The following is a 16,595-nucleotide window of genomic DNA, read 5'->3' on the forward strand; positions in this document are numbered from 1 at the left end:
ACAATTCAAAAAAAGACTTAGAAGTACAGGAATGCGCGTAATCGAGATCAAAAGTATAGAGGGAGCAGAAATCCTCGAACAACTCAAAATATATTTGCAAGGTAGTTTAAAAGAACAATGGGGAGAATATGTTTTGGAGTTTGATAATGAATTGGGCAAGGGGATGATACGTAGTATCGCCTTTGATTGGGGTGTTTCTCTGGTTGATTACGATGTTAATTTTACAGAAGACATCAAGATTGTTTTTAATATAGCTGATGCTAATCCTATAGAATTCATCTTTGTTTCTGAGGGAAGTCTAGAGTATTCTAATGATTCTGACCCTCGACCAAGAAGTTTTGAGCGTTATCAGAATATTATTATTTCTTCCAGGAAAAATTCTATTGAAACTTACATTTTTCCAAAAAAAGTAGCTATCAAAGTAAATTTTATTTACGTGTTGAGAAAGGAGTATTCAAAGAAAAGAAATAATAATTTATCTTTTCTAAGCAAGAGTTTACTTGATGTTTTTCAAGACGGGAATTCTGAAACTCGATATAGTCATTTTGGAAATTTTAATCTTAAAATTGCAGATCAGATACGACAGTTACAGGAAAGCTATGAGAGCGGTATTGTGCGTACTTTGTCTATAGAAGGTCAACTTAATTTGATTTTGGCTATGCAAATGTTAGAGCATAGCAATCACGAAAGTGGGATGGTATTGCCAGAATCCCTATCCAAATCAGATATCAAAAAGATTCATAAACTGTCTGAGTATATTATAGATAATATCTCCGAACCTTTATCGGTTGATATTTTGGCCACCAGAGCAGGACTTAGCACAAAAAAATTACAACTTGGTTTTAGGGTCTTATATTCCAAATCTGTAAATGAATATATTAGGCAGTTAAAACTAGAAATATCCAGAGATTATATCAAAAATACGGATGATTCTATATCCGAAATTGTCTATAAAATAGGCTTTAAAAGTAGAAGCTATTTTTCTAAGATATTTTTTGAGAAATATGGGATTTTACCTGCCGAATACCGCAAAAAAATAAGATAAAATATTAGAAATTCACAATGGTACTGTCGTCTGAATAAATGCCTATTATTACCCCAAAATAAATTTGATTCATATCTTATTATTTAGTATGAAACGTAACAGTCTAATCTTAAAAACCTACTATATTAGATGCAAGGTGAGAGAACAATTGTACATTTAAAATTTCAATCCACATTAACAGAATTAGAATTAAAAAAAATTGTAGAAAATAGAAAAGAAAAGGTTAGGGAGATTAAAGGTCTATTCTCTTTTTATTGTCACTACAATGATGAAACCAAAACTTTGGGAGCCACCTATATTTTTGAAAATATTGATCTTGCGAGAGCATATATCGGTAACTTTATGATCAACGGACTCGGTCCAAAATATGGGATTATACCCATGACTCTAAAAATTGATATGGCTCAAATTAAAAAAGAATTTCAATTTTAGACAGAAGATACTTATGACTAGGGAATCGGGATGTTTTTGTAGTACACCGGATCTAACATAGAGGTATATGCAATATCATTCTTGAAGAATTCTTTGGCAATAGGGTGCGACCTAAATTTTGGAACTGATGTATGATCTAGTATGGTATCGAGCTTGTCCCTAGGGGCTTTTGAATCCAGCCATGTTTGATAAAATTCTTTTGGGATTACAAGAGGCATAGTGTTATTTAAATTCTGAATTTTACTGATTATTCCTTTAGACTCTGTTAATAGAATAGAACTTGTAATAAAGCCATCGGATAATGTATTGTATATGCCTCCCATACAAAAGGGTTGTTGATTTTCTAAATATACATAGTAAGGATGTAAAGACCCTTGGTAAAGGTGATAAATAAAAAAGCCTGTTACCACTACTAGACATCTTCTTTGTTGGTAGGGTTGTTCAAAAAAGTAATCAGAACTTAGTTTATCTTTAGTAGTAGTAATTGTTTGCAGGACTTTTTGAAAATCCTTCCAATCATCATAATAATCAAAAGGTAAGATCCCCCAAATAGCAAAAGAAATGTAGTCGGGATTGTCTAAGGTAATAACTGATAAAGTAGATTCATAGTTTCCGTCAATTACAGGGTTCGGAACATAAAGTTTAGGGTATTTGAAAGGCACGCCCATTTCATTTTCTAAACGTTCTCTATTTGCAATATTTGAAACTTGTTTTAACATTCAACTTATATCTGTACGCAAGTAAATAAAAATACGCAGCGTAAATTACCTTGTTTCATTTAATTACTAACGCATATGATAAAATATAACGTATAAATTTAACGAATGTTTAGTTTGTGAATCGATAGAGTCATAGAAAAATCTAAAAACGTTAAACAAAGCAAGTTTATTACGTTACATTTGGGTGTAAGTTTCTGATAATTAATATTATATATGCTCAAGGTGTAATGGTGAAGACGATGAGCTCATTTCGTAATGATATACCTCCTGAATTTTTTCAATTCCAGGAGTTGTTAGAGGGTGTTCTTGAAAAAAAGTACGATACTTATAGTATTATACCAAATAAACAAGTTGGTACTGGAAAGGTGAGATTTATTAATCTTCAATATGGGCTACAATCGTTTGATTTTGATTTAACTCCATCTCAGGATTTAGAAATTCCAATTAAATGCATTACGTTTACTTCTCTTCAATTTTTATATTGTTTAGAAGGGTCTTGTTCACATCAGTTTGATGATTTGGATAAAGTACATACGATAGAACAATTTCAAACTGCAGTCATACATACTGAGCAAGGGTTGGTTAATCGAATTTTTGTAAAGGCAGGGGAACGTTTAGTGCTTAACATATTGGTAGTCAATAAAAAGGAATATTTTGCCAAGTTTGATGCGGATTCCAACAAGTTTGAAAGAAGAATTCAGGATCTTCTTAGGAAGATTGGTACTAGAAAAAGGTATTATCATTCCGGAGGACATAGTTTAAAAATTGCAGAACAATTAAAATTACTTATCGGTATAGAATATGCCAATGAAATTTCCGAAATGTTGTCGCAAAGAGGAAGATACTATTTGGTATTAGCCAGACACATAGAAAAATTTTGTCAGGAGGTTGGTAATAATCAAAATACTAGCGGTTTATTGAAAAATGAATTGAAAGAGATAACCATTACAAGTGACTACATCAAAACACGACCAGAGGATCAACATACTATAAAAACATTGTGTGCTAGATCTGGTCTTTCTCCCGCAAAATTACAAGAGGGTTTTAAATTTATGTTTAATAGGACAGTTTCTGATTTTATTAGAAATGTGCGCTTAGAACAGGCAGAAAAACTTATTCGCACTACCGATTTAACCATTTCAGAAGTTACTTACTCTGTTGGGCTCACCAGTAGAAGCTATTTTTGCAAAATTTTTAAAAAGAGGTATAATTATAGTCCAAAAGAATATAAAATCAAATGCCTAAGGTATCTTAAAGAATCGACTCAAGAATAATTTTTTATCTACATATAATCAAAAATGCTCTTTTGTTTCTAAGAATTCGTATTGAGTTAGTTAAATTTTCTTTTGAGTCAATCTTAACAAGTGTAGATGTTAATTTTGAAATAGTAAATAAAATTTAAATTATGAAAAAAACAACAATATGCATTGCACTATCGACATCTATTCTTTTCTCAAGTTGCTTGGGATCATTTAGTGCATTTAACGGACTTAAAGATTGGAATCAAGATCTTACCGATAGTAGATTTGTAAATAACTTGGTCTTTTGGGGGTTAAATATCATACCGGTATATGGTTTATTCTTTTTGGGAGATACATTGATTTTTAACGTGATTGAATTTTGGAGTGGATCAAACCCTCTTGCAATGAATGAAGGTGAAAGCGAAACACAAATTGTAGAGCGAGATGGAAATACTTACAAAATGACAGCTTCCAAAAATAGACTACAAATTCATATTGTAGAGGGAATACGAAAAGGAGAAAAATTGGATTTGGTTTACAGCCCTTCTCACAAAACTTGGAGTGCAATAAAAGCTAATGGAGAACTTATTAAACTCTCTTCTTTTAAAGATGGTTTTTATGTAGTACATCTGCCTGATGGGGGAAAAGTAAAAATAAATCCAAGTGAATCTAACGATAAAGGATTGGCACTATTACATCATAAAATTATTTCGTTTCAGGATTGTCTGTTAACAGAAAATGACCAATAATTAGTATTGTCTGCAGATATTCGTAAAGAGATTGTTCTTAGAGCAATCTCTTTTTTGATTTAAGAATTAATTATTCTATTTTGAAAATATGATGAAAAGTAAGAAAAAGGCTTTTACGAAAAGAAAACTAGTGGTTATAACAGTTATAATAGCGGTAATTCTAATTGTGGGTAGACTTTTACTGCCTTTTTATGTCAAAGAATACGTGAATGAAGTCTTGGCCGATATTCCTGGATATCACGGCCAGGTTGAGGGTATAAATATTTGTTTACTTCGGGGGGCTTATGAAATCGAATATTTGTCATTACAAAAAATACAAGCCGACTCTAAAGTTCCATTTCTAGACTTCAAAAGAACTAACATTTCAATAGAGTGGACTGCTCTCTTCAAAGGAAAGATCGTAAGTGAAATTGTAATGACTGAACCAAAATTAAATTATGTTTTTGAAGATCAAGGGACTGGTGATTCAGAATCACCTGTGTTAAATGATTGGACCAAAGCGTTAACAGATTTGGTTCCTATTGATATTAATAGATTAGAAATTATTAACGGAAAAGCTTCTTTTATCCAGCTATCCACGAGTCCTACCATTGACCTCTATTTTGATCAGATTAGTTTGGAGGCAAAAAATTTAAAAAACGTAGCACGGGAAAATTTAGAGTTGCCCTCTACGATAAGAGCCAATGCAGTTTCAATAGGACAGGGAAATGTTCAATTAGAGGGAAAACTTGACCTGATAAAAACAATTCCAGATATGGATATTTCGTTTTCATTAGAAAAAACAAATATGAAGTCGTTAAATGATTTTACTCATCATTATACCGGACTAGATTTTGAAGAAGGCGATCTAAGTATTTATAGTGAAGTGGTTATAGTAGACAGCTATTTAAAAGGATACATCAAACCAATACTTACAAATGCCAAGTTAATCGGTAATGACGATGGTTTTTTAGATACTTTGTGGGAGGGTTTTGTGGGATTTTTCAAATTTCTTCTAAAAAATCATAAGAAAGATTCCCTGGCGACTAAGGTCCCTTTACAGGGAAATTTAAATAATGTAAAAACAAGTAGTTGGAATGCGATATTAAATATTTTTAAAAATGCTTGGATTAAAGCTTTTGAGAATGTGACAGATGATTCTATTAATTTCGAAAATGTTCAAAAAGAAATGGATAAAAAATGATCAAGATCATTTGATTTAAAGACTTCTTAAAAACACTCATCACAGTCTTTTCGAGGCTGTTACACCTATCAAATAATCTTGATCCTTGAAAATAGAATTAATAGAAATTATTAATTTAAGTCTTCTAATCTTCTGATAGAAGATAATCCATTCATGATTTTGTTCTTTTGTTGAGTAAGAATGGTTTGTGTACTTGGCGGCAATGTCGTCTCAGAAAGCACATCATTATATTCCTCAACAGTTGCTTCTTCTCCTCTTATGGCTTCTTCTAGCATGGATTCTTCGTTATCTTTTGATAAAACGGACTTTACATCCATCCATGCTCTATGCATTGTTCCAGTAATACTTCCTCCATTGTCCACTGGCTGACCAAAAGATTTAATTTCCGCTTTTAAAGCGTATCCAAAATCATGGCGTTCTTGCGCTTTTTGGTTAAAATAATTTTTGAGTCCACTGTGTTTAACGTTGTCTGCAGCTTTTTTAAACCCTTTTTCTGCATCATAGGTTTTTTCTAAAAGGTCATTTAATTTACCTCCTACTTTTTCAGAATACGTTGTCATAATAACAATTTATTTATTATTAGCGATAACATTATTTAGAGATGCTTATCGGTTAACATCTATCTATTAGGTTGTATAGATATCTTTTTGGTTTGCTATACGTTGGTTAATTTCTTTTCCGTTTTTTGGAGTTTCCTGCGGTAATAGTGATGATAATACCGGATGCTATTCCACTTATAAATATGAGTAAAAACTGAAGTCCCATAAATGATGATTTTAAGATATACTTCAAAAATAGCTAGGTGTTTGAGGTGTTGGTTGCTCAAAAAATGTAATTGTTAACTCATTTAGAATTTAACTTTTTGTTTAGTAAGTAATTGTTCTATAGATGATTTGAGTTAATATTTGAACGGATTAGACAAATGTGAAATTGAATAGTTTAAGATCTTTTGAAAAAATATAATTATGATAAGAAAAGGTACAGAAGTAAAATGGAATTGGGGAAATGGGTACGCTACGGGTAAAGTAGAAGAAACATATTCAAAAAAAATTACCAAAACGATAAAAGGCACCGAGGTTACCAGAAATGGGGAGAACAATAACAAGGCATTATACATAAAGTTAGATGACGGTAATTATGCTTTAAAAAGTGAAAGCGAAGTAGAACGGATGTAGCATCAATTCATCAAAGATTTAAAAATAATGATAAGAAAAGGTAATAAAGTGAAATGGAAAGAAAACAATACAGTTCGGAGTGGTATTGTAGAGGAGACATATGCTTATAAACAACAAAAAACGATAAGAAAGAGAAGTAAGACTTCATGCTTTAGTCGAGCCGTAAAAGCTTTATATATTAGGTTGAAAAATGGAAAACACGTACTCAAAAACGATAATGAGGTTTTTCTAGAAACATCCAATAATAAGTCAGAGTAACAAGTATATAAACATACTGCTCAATATTTATTGATAGAAAACTAAATAACAATAACTATGGAAATTGAAAAAGAAATGCAAAAATTACTTGAAATGATTTTTGAAGCGGAGAAAATGTACTTTGAGGCTGCACAAGAAGTTCAGTTGGTTGAATTTACAAGATTTTTAAATTTTCAAAGCTCGAAGAGGAATAAATTTGCTAACGAAATTGTTGAAGTTTTAACTTCACACAACATGGTTGCAACCATGTTGTATATAGAAAAGGGCATACGGTCTGAAAATCAAGAAACATCGCTCTTAGGTAGAGAAAAATATATACATTTAATGATTAAATGTTTAAATTTTGATGGGGAACTGATAGATACGATTACAGAACTTTTGAACAAACCCTCCTTGTCAATAGAAATCGCTGAGGTAATAACTCGTGTAATGACGTTTCTTATCTTTCAACATGTAAGAGGTGCAGAGATGATCAAAAGACTTAATAAAGAAAGGGAAATAAATATAAAAGAATCCAAAATTGTTAGACTTCAAAGCTATTGATAACGTATCTATTTGTTTATTTGATAAAAGAACTACCTGATAGACACGATCATTATTCGGGATTCTTTCGTATTATAAACGCTTACGTTCGAAAGAAAATACTATGCAAGGAATAAAGTGTGTAAGTTATTAGATTTGTTAAGCAATGGCTTATTGTGTGGATTCAGATAAAGCACTTATAGTTCTTTTACAAATCGCACAACATTCTTTGCAATAGTCCAGTTGATGATGGTTGTATGCATCGAAACAAGATAAAAGTTGTTCTTCACATTGTTTTAATAAGTGATTTGTTTCTTTTTTAGAAATTGAAGTGTTCAAAACTTTTGCGGTAAATTCACAGACTTCTGCAGTTAATACAGAAATTTCGATACACTTTTTAAATCTATCGATGTTTTGTTCTTTAAGACATAAAAACCCAAAGTTTCTAATTTCTATAGCGCAGCTCACAAGTTCTTTTATTAATTTCTCATTATTTTTCATTCTAAGTTATATTTAATTTCTCTCTGCAAATACTTTTTGTAGGGTGGAGGTTATTGTAATTATTGATTCCGCTTAAGCATATAATTGGTTGTTAGAAAAAACGACATTTTCCAATGGAGAATATGATCAAGTAATATGAGATCTGGTTGATATCGCTCTTTATTTTTCAGATGCTCTTTCATGAGTTTCTAATAACGATTTTAATTCTTCAGGTAAATCAAGAGTTCTAATAGGGAATGGGATATTGATATTATTATCATCATAAGCTTCCTTTAACAACATCATAGTTTCACTTTTGGCTTTGGCTACTTCTAAAGCAGAAGTTGAATTGATCCAGAAACGCAATTCATAGTTGATAGCACTATCTCCAAATCCCCTCCACAAAAATAATACATCGTCTTTTTTTTCTACTGCTTCAAAGTTTTCTACCACGGTTTGAATAGTGAGTTTTTTTACAAAACGTAAATCTGACTCATACCCAACTCCACATTCTAGTATAACTCTTGATTGAGCCGTTGTAGAGTAATTTTTAATAGGATTCTCTACGACAAGCTTGTTTGGAATATACACCAGGTTATTATCGACCTGTTTCAATGTGAGTGCTCTAAGACTGATATCAACAACTTCGCCTTCGTAGTCATTGGTTTCTATCCAATCTCCAAACTTTAAATTTTTGATATACGAAAGTATGATTCCTGAGTAGGTGTTTGCAAGTGCCCCTTGTAATGCAAGACCTACTGCCAAACCGGCTACTCCGGCACCCGCCAGGATGGTATTTAATGCTTTGCTAAGATTTAATATTCCCAGTATTAGAAATAGACCTATCAAAATCACTAATATTGATACCAATTTAGAAATCAACTTTTTCATTGCCCGTTGTAAACGACTTCTTTCCAGAAGTTTAAGGACAAGTTTGCTTATATATTTTGAAGCGATAATAGCGATTATAAAAACAAGAATCGCAATGATTAGATTTGGTAAGTTTACCACAATACTGTCTAGCCATGACTCTAGTTTCTCCATCATCTTATTCCAGGCATTAATCAATTGTTCTTTCATTATTTTATCTTTTTATTTATTTAATTCTTAAAATAGATGCTATCCCCATGGTTATTTTGGGTTGTGGGTATCATAATTTTTTTGAGGCTTATTCAAACAATTTACTTATTTTAATTTTTAATGTTTTCCAAAAATGCAGGGGTATAGCTTCCGATTAATTCCAAAATACCTTGTTCTGAAGGCGAAAAATAGGAAACAGAAGACGAGATGTAATTATCTATATTGTCAAAAGTTTTTTGAATAGAACCGTCTAGGTATGCTCTTTCTATGGCTGGATGTACATAGTATTTTCTACAAACATTTCTGGTATTACCAAGACCTTTAGCTGCAGCATCAAAGGCTTGTAGTACGTTCTTTTGTCTTTTTTGATCAGAATTACCGATTTTTAGATCCTTTAGCGTCTCGAAGAAAATAGAAGTTGCGGCCCAAGTTCTAAAGTCCTTTGCGGTAAATAAATCCCCACAAATTTGGTGAATATAATGATTAATCATACCACTGTCTACACTATGCTTATCCCCATTAATATCATAGTACTGAAACAATTCCCATCCTGGTATTTCCTCGCATTGGTTGACTAGACGAATCAATTTTTTATTACGCAAAGTGACCGAGTGTTTTTTTCCTCTTTTACCAATGAAATCGAATTTCATTTTATTGTTTTCTAAGGATACATGCCGTGTGCGCATTGTAGAGAGACCAAAGGTTTTGTTTCGTTTAGCATATTGTTCGTTTCCAACTCGAATATGTGTCTCTTCCATTAAACGAATTATCAATGCCAAAACCTTTGACTTTGGCCAACCCCTCTGTTCAAGGTCAAGGTCAACTCTTTTACGTATTTTGGGGAGTTGTTTTCCAAAATCCGTCATCTTATAGAATTTAGTTTGATTACGAATGGTCTTCCACAGAGAATGATACCGATATTGTTTTCTATTTTTTAAATCTCTACCTACAGCTTGTAGATGACCATTCTCTAAAGTAGTGATTTTCACTTTTTGCCATGCAGGGGGAATAACTAACTTCTGGATTCTTTTAATGTCTTTTTCATTACTAATTAGCTTATTGTCTAATAGGTAACAAAAATTATTCTCTTTTTTTTGTCTTATTATTTTTAATTGGTTTTCATCTACATACACCAAATCCAGTTGATCAATTACGGTTTCAGGTGTAGTAATGATCTGCTTTAAAAATTTAGGGTTTGTGCGTTCCATATTCATCATCACAAATAATTTTTAGTTATCTGTTATTATCGAGATAAGACAAATAATCTTTTGCTAAATTATTTTTTTGTTCTTGAGTGAATACTTTTCCTGCCATTTGAAACACTTCATGTTCCTCTTCATCGAGATGGTGTTCGACTTTTTCTTTGAGCTGTTTTGCTATTTTGAGCCAAGCAGATGAAGAATATTCGGTGTTTTCTAGCTCTTCGATTAGCTCATCAATTTCATGATGTTCTGCAATACCATGTCTGGCTTTTTCTTGAGTCCGATCACTAGTGATAAGAGGAACATAAAAATGTCTTTCTTCTGCGTCGGCATGAACCGAAAGTTCTTTTTTTATTTTTTTGAAAATCTGCACTCTTTCGCTAGAATCACCAGAGGTTTCTATTAGTTCTTTTAGTAAATTTCGTTGTAGTGTATGATCTTCTCTTAATGCTTCAAAAATATTCATTGTTTCAAGTTTTAGGATTTGATAAAAATAGCCTCTTAAATATACTTAAGAGGCTATTTTAGCAACTAACCATATCTATCCTGGAATCTGGATATATTATTTGGTGAAAATCACCTTTGAATTTTTAAGGTTTGATTTAAAATCTGCTATGTCGGTTACATATTTATATTCATCATTAAAAACACGATTAGGTTTTTCTCCTATGATGATGTGTTTAACATTAAGATCCGGAGCATTCAAAATAACCTGATCTGAGATTCTTAATTTTTTGTCTTCCAGACTTTGTGCTTTTTCTTCTAATTCCGAAATCACATATAGATTTTTGCCAGTGGCAATAATTTCCTTTATATCAATAGTATGTTCTTTATCTTCTACTTCGGCTTCTACTCTTAGAGTAAGTTCTTCTTTGTCTCCAGAATTAGGCATATCTACATCAATGTAAGGAACCTCTATTTCCTCTTCTTCCATCACAACGACAACTTTAGGGATTGTAACTGTTTTAGTTTTTGTTCCAACATTCACATCAGCCCAATCCACGTCAAAGGTTGGTAACTGACCAGGTTCGGTCTCTACCTCAACATCTACATCAGGTAGCTTTGCCTCTTTTTTTTGTTGTACATCACAACTACTTAATAAAATAATAATGATTGCTATTCCTATAAAATTTTTCATAAATAAATGGTTTAAGGTTAAAATGACAAGGGCTACCTAGTTGATTTACACATTACATTTGCCCTAATGATGTATTTCGTTTTTACGTTTTTCGGGAGCCCTTGATTAAAATGTTTTATCAAAACTACGGGCAATCTCTATTTTTTTTGTGCGCATTTACAATTTTGATTAACTGTTTTGCAAATAAATTTCACATCGATCATTTGAGATCTCAAAAACTTTGGATAGCGTTAATAATCGAAGCAATTAAGCACAACTTTCTTGTAGTAAATGATGAGTTTTAAAGCTGCAAAATCATCTTGATATGAAAAATATAAATAGACCTAGCTTTTCCAATTTGAAAGCACTTTACATTAATTGTACTTTGAAAAATTCTGGGGAACAAAGTCATACCGAAGGGTTGATGGAAGTATCAATAAAAATAATGAAATCAGAAAACGTTTCTGTTGAATATTTACGACTGGTAGATTATGATATAGCTTATGGTCTGATGCCGGATATGAAAGAGCAGGGAAAAGATAAAGATCAATGGCCAGATATATACCAAAAAGTAATAGACGCAGATATTTTAATTATTGGGACACCCATCTGGCTTGGTGAGAAATCATCTATTGCAACCAAGCTTATAGAACGTCTATATGGGATGAGTGGAGAAACCAATCAAAAGGGACAGTATGTGTATTACGGTAAAGTTGGTGGATGTGTGGTGACAGGAAACGAGGATGGTATAAAGCATTGTGCCATGGGCATTTTATACGCTTTACAGCACTTAGGTTATAGTATTCCTCCACAAGCAGATTGTGGATGGATAGGAGAAGCCGGACCTGGGCCTAGTTACTTGGATAAAGAATCTGGAGCTAAAAATAATGAGTTTACTAATAGAAATACCACTTTTATGACATACAATATGCTTCATTTAGCAAAGATGTTAAAAACCAATAATGGGTATAATTCCTACGGGAATTCAAGGAATGATTGGGACGATGGAACTCGATGGAATTTTGAGAATCCAGAATATAGATAGTTCTTGAATATATGAAAGCTGCGCTAAAGTTTTTGAAGAAATTAAAAAGTACTATTTTTCATAGTATTGCTTTTTACCCGGTGTTGATTAGCGTAGCTTTTTTTTTCTTAGCCATTACGCTTTTATTTGTAGAAAATTTGGAAGTTGTTCATGCTTTTAAAAGAAGATACCTTTTTTAATTGTAAAGGATCATGAAACTGCTAGAACTATCCTGTCCACTTTATTCGGAGGTATTCTATCATTAACAGTTTTTAGCTTTACTATGGTAATGGTAGTGCTTAATCAGGCGTCTACTAATTTTTCTCCACGTTTACTACCTGGACTTATCTCTAATAAAAGACATCAAATTATTTTAGGATTTTATATTGGTACGCTTTTATTCAATATCATCGTATTAATGTCTCTTGGAGCTTATGGGCCTTCCAAAAATGCTGTTGGATTTTCTGTTATGATATCCGCCATTTTAGGCGCTTTTTGCGTTGGTTTGTTTGTCTATTTTATTCATAGTATTTCTCAAGCAATACAAATACAAAATATCATTGATAAAATTTTTTATAAGAGTGACAAACTTCTAGATGCTGAAAAGAGAAGACAGGAAGAATCTGCAGATATACCAAGTCCAGAGAATTCTACAGAAGATTGGAAAATAATCCAAAGCGGTAAAAGCGGATATTATAGATCTTTTGATGTTTCTCTTCTAGGAGATTCATTTAAACAGCAAGAAAAAATTATTGAGATCATTCCATATGCTGATCAGCATGTTTGGAAAAATGATCCGATTATGAAGGTTCGAGAGGAATTGTCAACTGATGAGATAGAAGCGCTACAGCTGTCATTGTATATTTTGTCTAATCCTCACGAGGATGATAGTAGTATTAGTGGAATGATTAAATTAACAGAAGTAGTGGTAAAAGCACTTTCCCCGGGAATAAATGATCCAGGGACAGCGATTAACGCTATCTCAAAAATTGGGCAATTATTATCAAAAGCACTCACACTTAAACCAAAAACCCTGGAAAAACGTTCTGACCTTGAAATGCTAATAGTTCATCAAAACATTCCGGCAAGAGAGTTGATGAGAATAATAGTACAGCCTATACGAGAATATGCAAAAATGGATTGTGCTGTAGCCTACGAACTTATGTCTACTTTGATTTATGTTTGGAACACGAAAAATATTTGTACAGATTATATTACTGCTATATCGGATGAAATAAAGGCTTTACAAAGTGATTTAAAAGCGAATATTGGTAATCATAAAGATTTAAAACGTATCTTAGAGTTGGTAGAATAATTCTATAAAATTTAAAACATGGAAGCAGAACCTACCTTGATTTGTATACCTGATATTAGTGGCTTTACTCAGTTTATGAGCTCGACGGATATTGAATTAAGTTCAAAGGTCATCCCATCCTTACTTAACAAAGTTATATATGCAAATAAATTAGAACTTCGTGTATCAGAAATAGAGGGAGATGCGATATTGTTTTATCGAACAGGGCTACTACCTACTTTTACCGAATTGGTATATCAATGTAGATTGTTTTATACCGAGTTTTATAAACAATTAAAACAACTAAAACAGAAGTATAGAAAAGTACCAGGAGGAGAAAAAATACCTGATATTTTGGGGTTAAAAATAGTCCTTCATTATGGTAAACAAATAACAGCTGTTCCTATTGGTAAAAACATCAAATTAATGGGGGAGGATGTAATTATTGCCCATAGACTACTTAAAAATAAAATTCCAATAGAAGAATACATTTTACTCTCTGAAGATCTTTTATCCGAATACAAGGAAACTACCATAGAACGTAATTTTGGTTGGGGTGATCTACATGATCGAGAAACCGAATACCAACACATAGGAGAAGTAAATTACAGCTACATTGATTTGAAACCGTTAATAGAATAAGTCCTCTTTCTCTTATTTTTTCTTCAACTAACAATAGAGTTAAGATAAATAGTAAATGAGCAAAGAACACCTCGCAGCTCATCATATCTTTGTATTGAGCATTAAGAAACACGTTTTAATGTTTGATTTCAATAAAAAATTAATCTTAAAAAATTGCTATGAATTATTTGAATATGAATGAGAAAAAGCTTTTACCTGTATTGCTAGAATTAAATGTTCTACTTGCAGATTACAATCTATATTATCAAAAATTAAGAGGGTTTCACTGGAATATTTTGGGGAAAAACTTCTTTGATCTGCACGAAAAATTTGAAGAGTTATACAATGATGCCAAAGTTAAAATTGATGAAATAGCGGAGCGCATCTTAACATTGCAGCACCATCCGGTAAGTCAGTTCCAAGAATATATCAAAATAGCTACTATAGAAGAGGTTTCTCCGCTTCTAAAAGATACCGAAATGGTAAAAGAACTTTTGGAAGACCACAAAAAATTATTAATCCAAATGCGAGTAGTACTAACGCATGCGGAAGAAGCAGGGGATGAGGGGACCATTGACATGATTGGAGCCTATATTGGAGAACTGGAAAAATTAAGTTGGATGTTGAATGCATGGTATAAGAATACCGCAGATCAACTGGATACAAGCATGGTAGAAAAAGCCTAATTAGAAGTAATAGTAATAATTAAAAAACACAAAAATGAAAACAATAAAATTTTTAGTAAGTACAATTTTAATATTAGCCGTCAACTTTACTTTCGCTCAAAGCGATTCGCAAAAAATGAAAACAACTACGGTAAAAAGTTATGAGTATAAAAAAGATGGTAAAACAGTTCCTTATAAAGTAACCGTTTTTAAGACAAGTACAACACCTTTAAAGTTGGACAAGAAAGATAAAGGTGAGTTAAATCAAGATAGAGAGATTACTCCAGCAAAGGTGACTAAATTGATTTATGTTGATAATGATATGTACGATGACTACGACAAATATATTGTTCTTAGATATTCAAAAGAACCTGAAGATAGTTTTGAATTGAAACCTACCGATAGAGGATTCAAAGTAGTGGTAGATGATAGGTATGTAGAATATATTTTTGGAGAAGGAGTATATTTTGTAAATAATGAGGATAAAGACTTTTTCTTTATTGATGAATTTGATACTATTTAAAATTCTGCACAGATACCAGCAATTAAAAAAGACTTCCATAAGGAAGTCTTTTTTAGGTGGTAGAGTTTAGATATGATATTTTCAAAACGTAGATGTATTTTAACATATAATTGTCGATTTTTCCAATGGTAATTTAACATTTGTTTATTATTTTTATAATCTGATATAACATTTTTGTTTTTCAATTAATTTCGTCATCATGTATTCAGAAGCACCAAATGCAATAGAAATTAAAATAACAGCCCAAAGTACAGAAGGTACCGTACGGCAGATTCAAGAAGTAATAGGGGGAACCATACAAGAAAGATGGGGAGAATATGTTTTAACGGTAAATAATCTTAATGCACATGGTTCTATCAAATTTATAACTTTCGATTGGGGAGTTAACTTACTGGAATATGACATCAAATTTCATAAAGATTATGTATTGGTTATGGATGCTTCAGAATACAACCCCATACATTTTGCATATTGCTTAGAGGGGCATTGTGGTCATCGTTTTGGGTTTCAAACTGAGATTAGATCATTAGAGCAATTTCAATCAGTAATTATTACCAGCAAAGACGGTGGATACAATTATGGATATCTTCCTAAAGAGATAAAGCTAGAGATAAATGTAATTCAGATTGCCAGAAAGAAATATTTAAAGAAACGGTTAAATAATGTATCTCAATTAAATCAAAAGTTATATGAGGTATTCATGGATGAGGACCATGAAAATGCATTTGCATACTTTGGTACATTTAATTTGAAATTGGCTGACAAAATTTCTGCTTTACGGAAGGTAAAACAAAAGGGAATGATTAGAATATTGCAAATTGAAGGTATGGTATATCAGATATTATCCATGCACATTCAACAACATGATAGGGCTGTAAAAGAGGAAGTTTTACCAACTACATTGCTAAAACGAGAATTAAAAATTATACGGAATCTGGCCAAGAAAATAATAAAAAATGTTGCTAAGGATTATACTTTGGAACAATTAGAATTGGAAACGGGTTTGGCCCAGGCAAAACTTCAAGAAGGTTTTAAGTTATTATATGCAAAGACGGTAACCGAATACATTCGACATGTTCGTCTTGAAGCGGCAAGGGACCTAATAGCAACTACAGAAATGAATATTTCTGAAGTAGTTTATACCATTGGGTTTAGCAGTAGGAGTTATTTTTCGAAGATATTTAAAGAAAAATACGACATCAGTCCTAATGAATTCAAAAATAGAGCAGCATTACCAGTAGAGGAAATAGCTGAGGTTGCTTGAT

At 32.0% G+C, this 16,595-nt stretch carries 21 protein-coding genes; 14 read left to right on the plus strand and 7 right to left on the minus strand.

Annotation, left to right across the window (positions count from 1 at the left end; all coding sequences use genetic code 11):
• Positions 1-31 precede the first annotated feature (31 nt).
• On the plus strand, positions 32-1,045 hold the full coding sequence (locus BUE24_RS13415) for an AraC family transcriptional regulator (RefSeq protein WP_073316528.1): 1,014 nt from the start codon (positions 32-34) through the stop codon (positions 1,043-1,045).
• A gap of 129 nt (positions 1,046-1,174) precedes the next feature.
• Positions 1,175-1,477, plus strand: a complete 303-nt coding sequence (locus tag BUE24_RS13420) for a hypothetical protein (RefSeq protein ID WP_073316529.1) — start codon at positions 1,175-1,177, stop codon at positions 1,475-1,477.
• Between the two features lie 17 nt (positions 1,478-1,494).
• Here BUE24_RS13420 and BUE24_RS13425 read toward each other — a convergent pair whose 3' ends face one another.
• The gene (locus BUE24_RS13425; RefSeq protein WP_073316530.1) at positions 1,495-2,196 is read right to left on the minus strand and encodes an SOS response-associated peptidase; all 702 of its coding nucleotides are present in this window, start codon (positions 2,194-2,196) and stop codon (positions 1,495-1,497) included.
• Between the two features lie 239 nt (positions 2,197-2,435).
• On the opposite strand from BUE24_RS13425, the gene BUE24_RS13430 reads away from it, so the two are divergent.
• The 3 genes from BUE24_RS13430 (at position 2,436) to BUE24_RS13440 (ending at position 5,369) form a co-directional block, all read left to right on the plus strand.
• Positions 2,436-3,470, plus strand: coding sequence for a helix-turn-helix transcriptional regulator (locus tag BUE24_RS13430; protein ID WP_073316531.1), 1,035 nt, complete (start codon positions 2,436-2,438; stop codon positions 3,468-3,470).
• A gap of 131 nt (positions 3,471-3,601) precedes the next feature.
• On the plus strand, positions 3,602-4,186 hold the full coding sequence (locus tag BUE24_RS13435) for a DUF3332 domain-containing protein (protein WP_073316532.1): 585 nt from the start codon (positions 3,602-3,604) through the stop codon (positions 4,184-4,186).
• A gap of 88 nt (positions 4,187-4,274) precedes the next feature.
• Positions 4,275-5,369 (plus strand): DUF748 domain-containing protein, encoded by a 1,095-nt coding sequence (locus tag BUE24_RS13440; protein WP_073316533.1) that lies wholly within the window; start codon positions 4,275-4,277, stop codon positions 5,367-5,369.
• Between the two features lie 110 nt (positions 5,370-5,479).
• Here the strand turns inward: BUE24_RS13440 and BUE24_RS13445 are convergent, their stop codons facing one another.
• Positions 5,480-5,929 (minus strand): ferritin-like domain-containing protein, encoded by a 450-nt coding sequence (locus BUE24_RS13445; RefSeq protein WP_073316534.1) that lies wholly within the window; start codon positions 5,927-5,929, stop codon positions 5,480-5,482.
• Positions 5,930-6,334: 405 nt separating this feature from the next.
• Here BUE24_RS13445 and BUE24_RS13450 point away from each other — a divergent pair, with 405 nt between their 5' ends.
• Genes BUE24_RS13450 through BUE24_RS13460 form a run of 3 tightly spaced genes read left to right on the plus strand, consistent with a single transcriptional unit; the run spans position 6,335 to position 7,345 of the window.
• The gene (locus tag BUE24_RS13450; RefSeq protein WP_073316535.1) at positions 6,335-6,544 is read left to right on the plus strand and encodes a hypervirulence associated TUDOR domain-containing protein; all 210 of its coding nucleotides are present in this window, start codon (positions 6,335-6,337) and stop codon (positions 6,542-6,544) included.
• 27 nt (positions 6,545-6,571) lie between these two features.
• Positions 6,572-6,802 (plus strand): hypothetical protein, encoded by a 231-nt coding sequence (locus tag BUE24_RS13455; protein WP_073316536.1) that lies wholly within the window; start codon positions 6,572-6,574, stop codon positions 6,800-6,802.
• Between the two features lie 57 nt (positions 6,803-6,859).
• The gene (locus BUE24_RS13460) at positions 6,860-7,345 is read left to right on the plus strand and encodes a hypothetical protein (protein WP_073316537.1); all 486 of its coding nucleotides are present in this window, start codon (positions 6,860-6,862) and stop codon (positions 7,343-7,345) included.
• Positions 7,346-7,495: 150 nt separating this feature from the next.
• On the opposite strand, the gene BUE24_RS13465 is transcribed toward BUE24_RS13460, so the two are convergent.
• The 5 genes from BUE24_RS13465 to BUE24_RS13485 form a co-directional block, all read right to left on the minus strand.
• Entirely contained in the window at positions 7,496-7,825 is a 330-nt protein-coding gene (locus BUE24_RS13465) for a four-helix bundle copper-binding protein (protein ID WP_073316538.1), read from the minus strand.
• A gap of 159 nt (positions 7,826-7,984) precedes the next feature.
• Positions 7,985-8,884, minus strand: a complete 900-nt coding sequence (locus BUE24_RS13470) for a mechanosensitive ion channel family protein (protein ID WP_073316539.1) — start codon at positions 8,882-8,884, stop codon at positions 7,985-7,987.
• A gap of 110 nt (positions 8,885-8,994) precedes the next feature.
• Entirely contained in the window at positions 8,995-10,101 is a 1,107-nt protein-coding gene (locus BUE24_RS13475) for a DNA topoisomerase IB (RefSeq protein ID WP_342039429.1), read from the minus strand.
• 16 nt (positions 10,102-10,117) lie between these two features.
• Positions 10,118-10,552, minus strand: a complete 435-nt coding sequence (locus tag BUE24_RS13480; protein WP_073316540.1) for a hemerythrin domain-containing protein — start codon at positions 10,550-10,552, stop codon at positions 10,118-10,120.
• A 96-nt stretch (positions 10,553-10,648) separates the two neighbouring features.
• A complete protein-coding gene (locus BUE24_RS13485; RefSeq protein WP_073316541.1) occupies positions 10,649-11,224 on the minus strand; it encodes a hypothetical protein in 576 nt (191 codons plus the stop codon).
• Between the two features lie 304 nt (positions 11,225-11,528).
• Between BUE24_RS13485 and BUE24_RS13490 the strand changes: the two genes are divergently transcribed.
• The 6 genes from BUE24_RS13490 to BUE24_RS13515 all read left to right on the plus strand — a co-directional run bounded on the left by BUE24_RS13490 (position 11,529) and on the right by BUE24_RS13515 (position 16,594).
• Positions 11,529-12,248, plus strand: coding sequence for a flavodoxin family protein (locus BUE24_RS13490; protein WP_139241998.1), 720 nt, complete (start codon positions 11,529-11,531; stop codon positions 12,246-12,248).
• A gap of 178 nt (positions 12,249-12,426) precedes the next feature.
• Positions 12,427-13,542 carry a DUF2254 domain-containing protein gene (locus BUE24_RS13495; protein ID WP_280174033.1) on the plus strand — a complete coding sequence of 372 codons (1,116 nt, stop codon included), beginning with the start codon at positions 12,427-12,429 and terminating at the stop codon, positions 13,540-13,542.
• Positions 13,543-13,560: 18 nt separating this feature from the next.
• Positions 13,561-14,163, plus strand: a complete 603-nt coding sequence (locus BUE24_RS13500; RefSeq protein ID WP_073316543.1) for a DUF2652 domain-containing protein — start codon at positions 13,561-13,563, stop codon at positions 14,161-14,163.
• Positions 14,164-14,321: 158 nt separating this feature from the next.
• On the plus strand, positions 14,322-14,828 hold the full coding sequence (locus tag BUE24_RS13505; RefSeq protein ID WP_073316544.1) for a Dps family protein: 507 nt from the start codon (positions 14,322-14,324) through the stop codon (positions 14,826-14,828).
• A 34-nt stretch (positions 14,829-14,862) separates the two neighbouring features.
• Entirely contained in the window at positions 14,863-15,330 is a 468-nt protein-coding gene (locus BUE24_RS13510) for a hypothetical protein (protein ID WP_073316545.1), read from the plus strand.
• 199 nt (positions 15,331-15,529) lie between these two features.
• Positions 15,530-16,594 (plus strand): helix-turn-helix domain-containing protein, encoded by a 1,065-nt coding sequence (locus BUE24_RS13515; protein WP_073316547.1) that lies wholly within the window; start codon positions 15,530-15,532, stop codon positions 16,592-16,594.
• Position 16,595: the final 1 nt, after the last annotated feature.

It is taken from the genome of Aquimarina spongiae (assembly GCF_900141785.1).
Taxonomy (GTDB): Bacteria; Bacteroidota; Bacteroidia; order Flavobacteriales; family Flavobacteriaceae; genus Aquimarina; species Aquimarina spongiae.

Coding starts and splice junctions, on each gene's coding strand:
- BUE24_RS13485 (WP_073316541.1), bottom strand. CDS start 11,224: ATGAAAAATTTTATAGGAATAGCAATCATTATTATTTTATTAAGTAGT.
- BUE24_RS13420 (WP_073316529.1), top strand. CDS start 1,175: ATGCAAGGTGAGAGAACAATTGTACATTTAAAATTTCAATCCACATTA.
- BUE24_RS13500 (WP_073316543.1), top strand. CDS start 13,561: ATGGAAGCAGAACCTACCTTGATTTGTATACCTGATATTAGTGGCTTT.
- BUE24_RS13465 (WP_073316538.1), bottom strand. CDS start 7,825: ATGAAAAATAATGAGAAATTAATAAAAGAACTTGTGAGCTGCGCTATA.
- BUE24_RS13415 (WP_073316528.1), top strand. CDS start 32: ATGCGCGTAATCGAGATCAAAAGTATAGAGGGAGCAGAAATCCTCGAA.
- BUE24_RS13470 (WP_073316539.1), bottom strand. CDS start 8,884: ATGAAAGAACAATTGATTAATGCCTGGAATAAGATGATGGAGAAACTA.
- BUE24_RS13425 (WP_073316530.1), bottom strand. CDS start 2,196: ATGTTAAAACAAGTTTCAAATATTGCAAATAGAGAACGTTTAGAAAAT.
- BUE24_RS13440 (WP_073316533.1), top strand. CDS start 4,275: ATGATGAAAAGTAAGAAAAAGGCTTTTACGAAAAGAAAACTAGTGGTT.
- BUE24_RS13435 (WP_073316532.1), top strand. CDS start 3,602: ATGAAAAAAACAACAATATGCATTGCACTATCGACATCTATTCTTTTC.
- BUE24_RS13480 (WP_073316540.1), bottom strand. CDS start 10,552: ATGAATATTTTTGAAGCATTAAGAGAAGATCATACACTACAACGAAAT.
- BUE24_RS13475 (WP_342039429.1), bottom strand. CDS start 10,101: ATGATGAATATGGAACGCACAAACCCTAAATTTTTAAAGCAGATCATT.
- BUE24_RS13455 (WP_073316536.1), top strand. CDS start 6,572: ATGATAAGAAAAGGTAATAAAGTGAAATGGAAAGAAAACAATACAGTT.
- BUE24_RS13510 (WP_073316545.1), top strand. CDS start 14,863: ATGAAAACAATAAAATTTTTAGTAAGTACAATTTTAATATTAGCCGTC.
- BUE24_RS13515 (WP_073316547.1), top strand. CDS start 15,530: ATGTATTCAGAAGCACCAAATGCAATAGAAATTAAAATAACAGCCCAA.
- BUE24_RS13450 (WP_073316535.1), top strand. CDS start 6,335: ATGATAAGAAAAGGTACAGAAGTAAAATGGAATTGGGGAAATGGGTAC.
- BUE24_RS13460 (WP_073316537.1), top strand. CDS start 6,860: ATGGAAATTGAAAAAGAAATGCAAAAATTACTTGAAATGATTTTTGAA.
- BUE24_RS13490 (WP_139241998.1), top strand. CDS start 11,529: ATGAAAAATATAAATAGACCTAGCTTTTCCAATTTGAAAGCACTTTAC.
- BUE24_RS13445 (WP_073316534.1), bottom strand. CDS start 5,929: ATGACAACGTATTCTGAAAAAGTAGGAGGTAAATTAAATGACCTTTTA.
- BUE24_RS13505 (WP_073316544.1), top strand. CDS start 14,322: ATGAATTATTTGAATATGAATGAGAAAAAGCTTTTACCTGTATTGCTA.
- BUE24_RS13430 (WP_073316531.1), top strand. CDS start 2,436: ATGAGCTCATTTCGTAATGATATACCTCCTGAATTTTTTCAATTCCAG.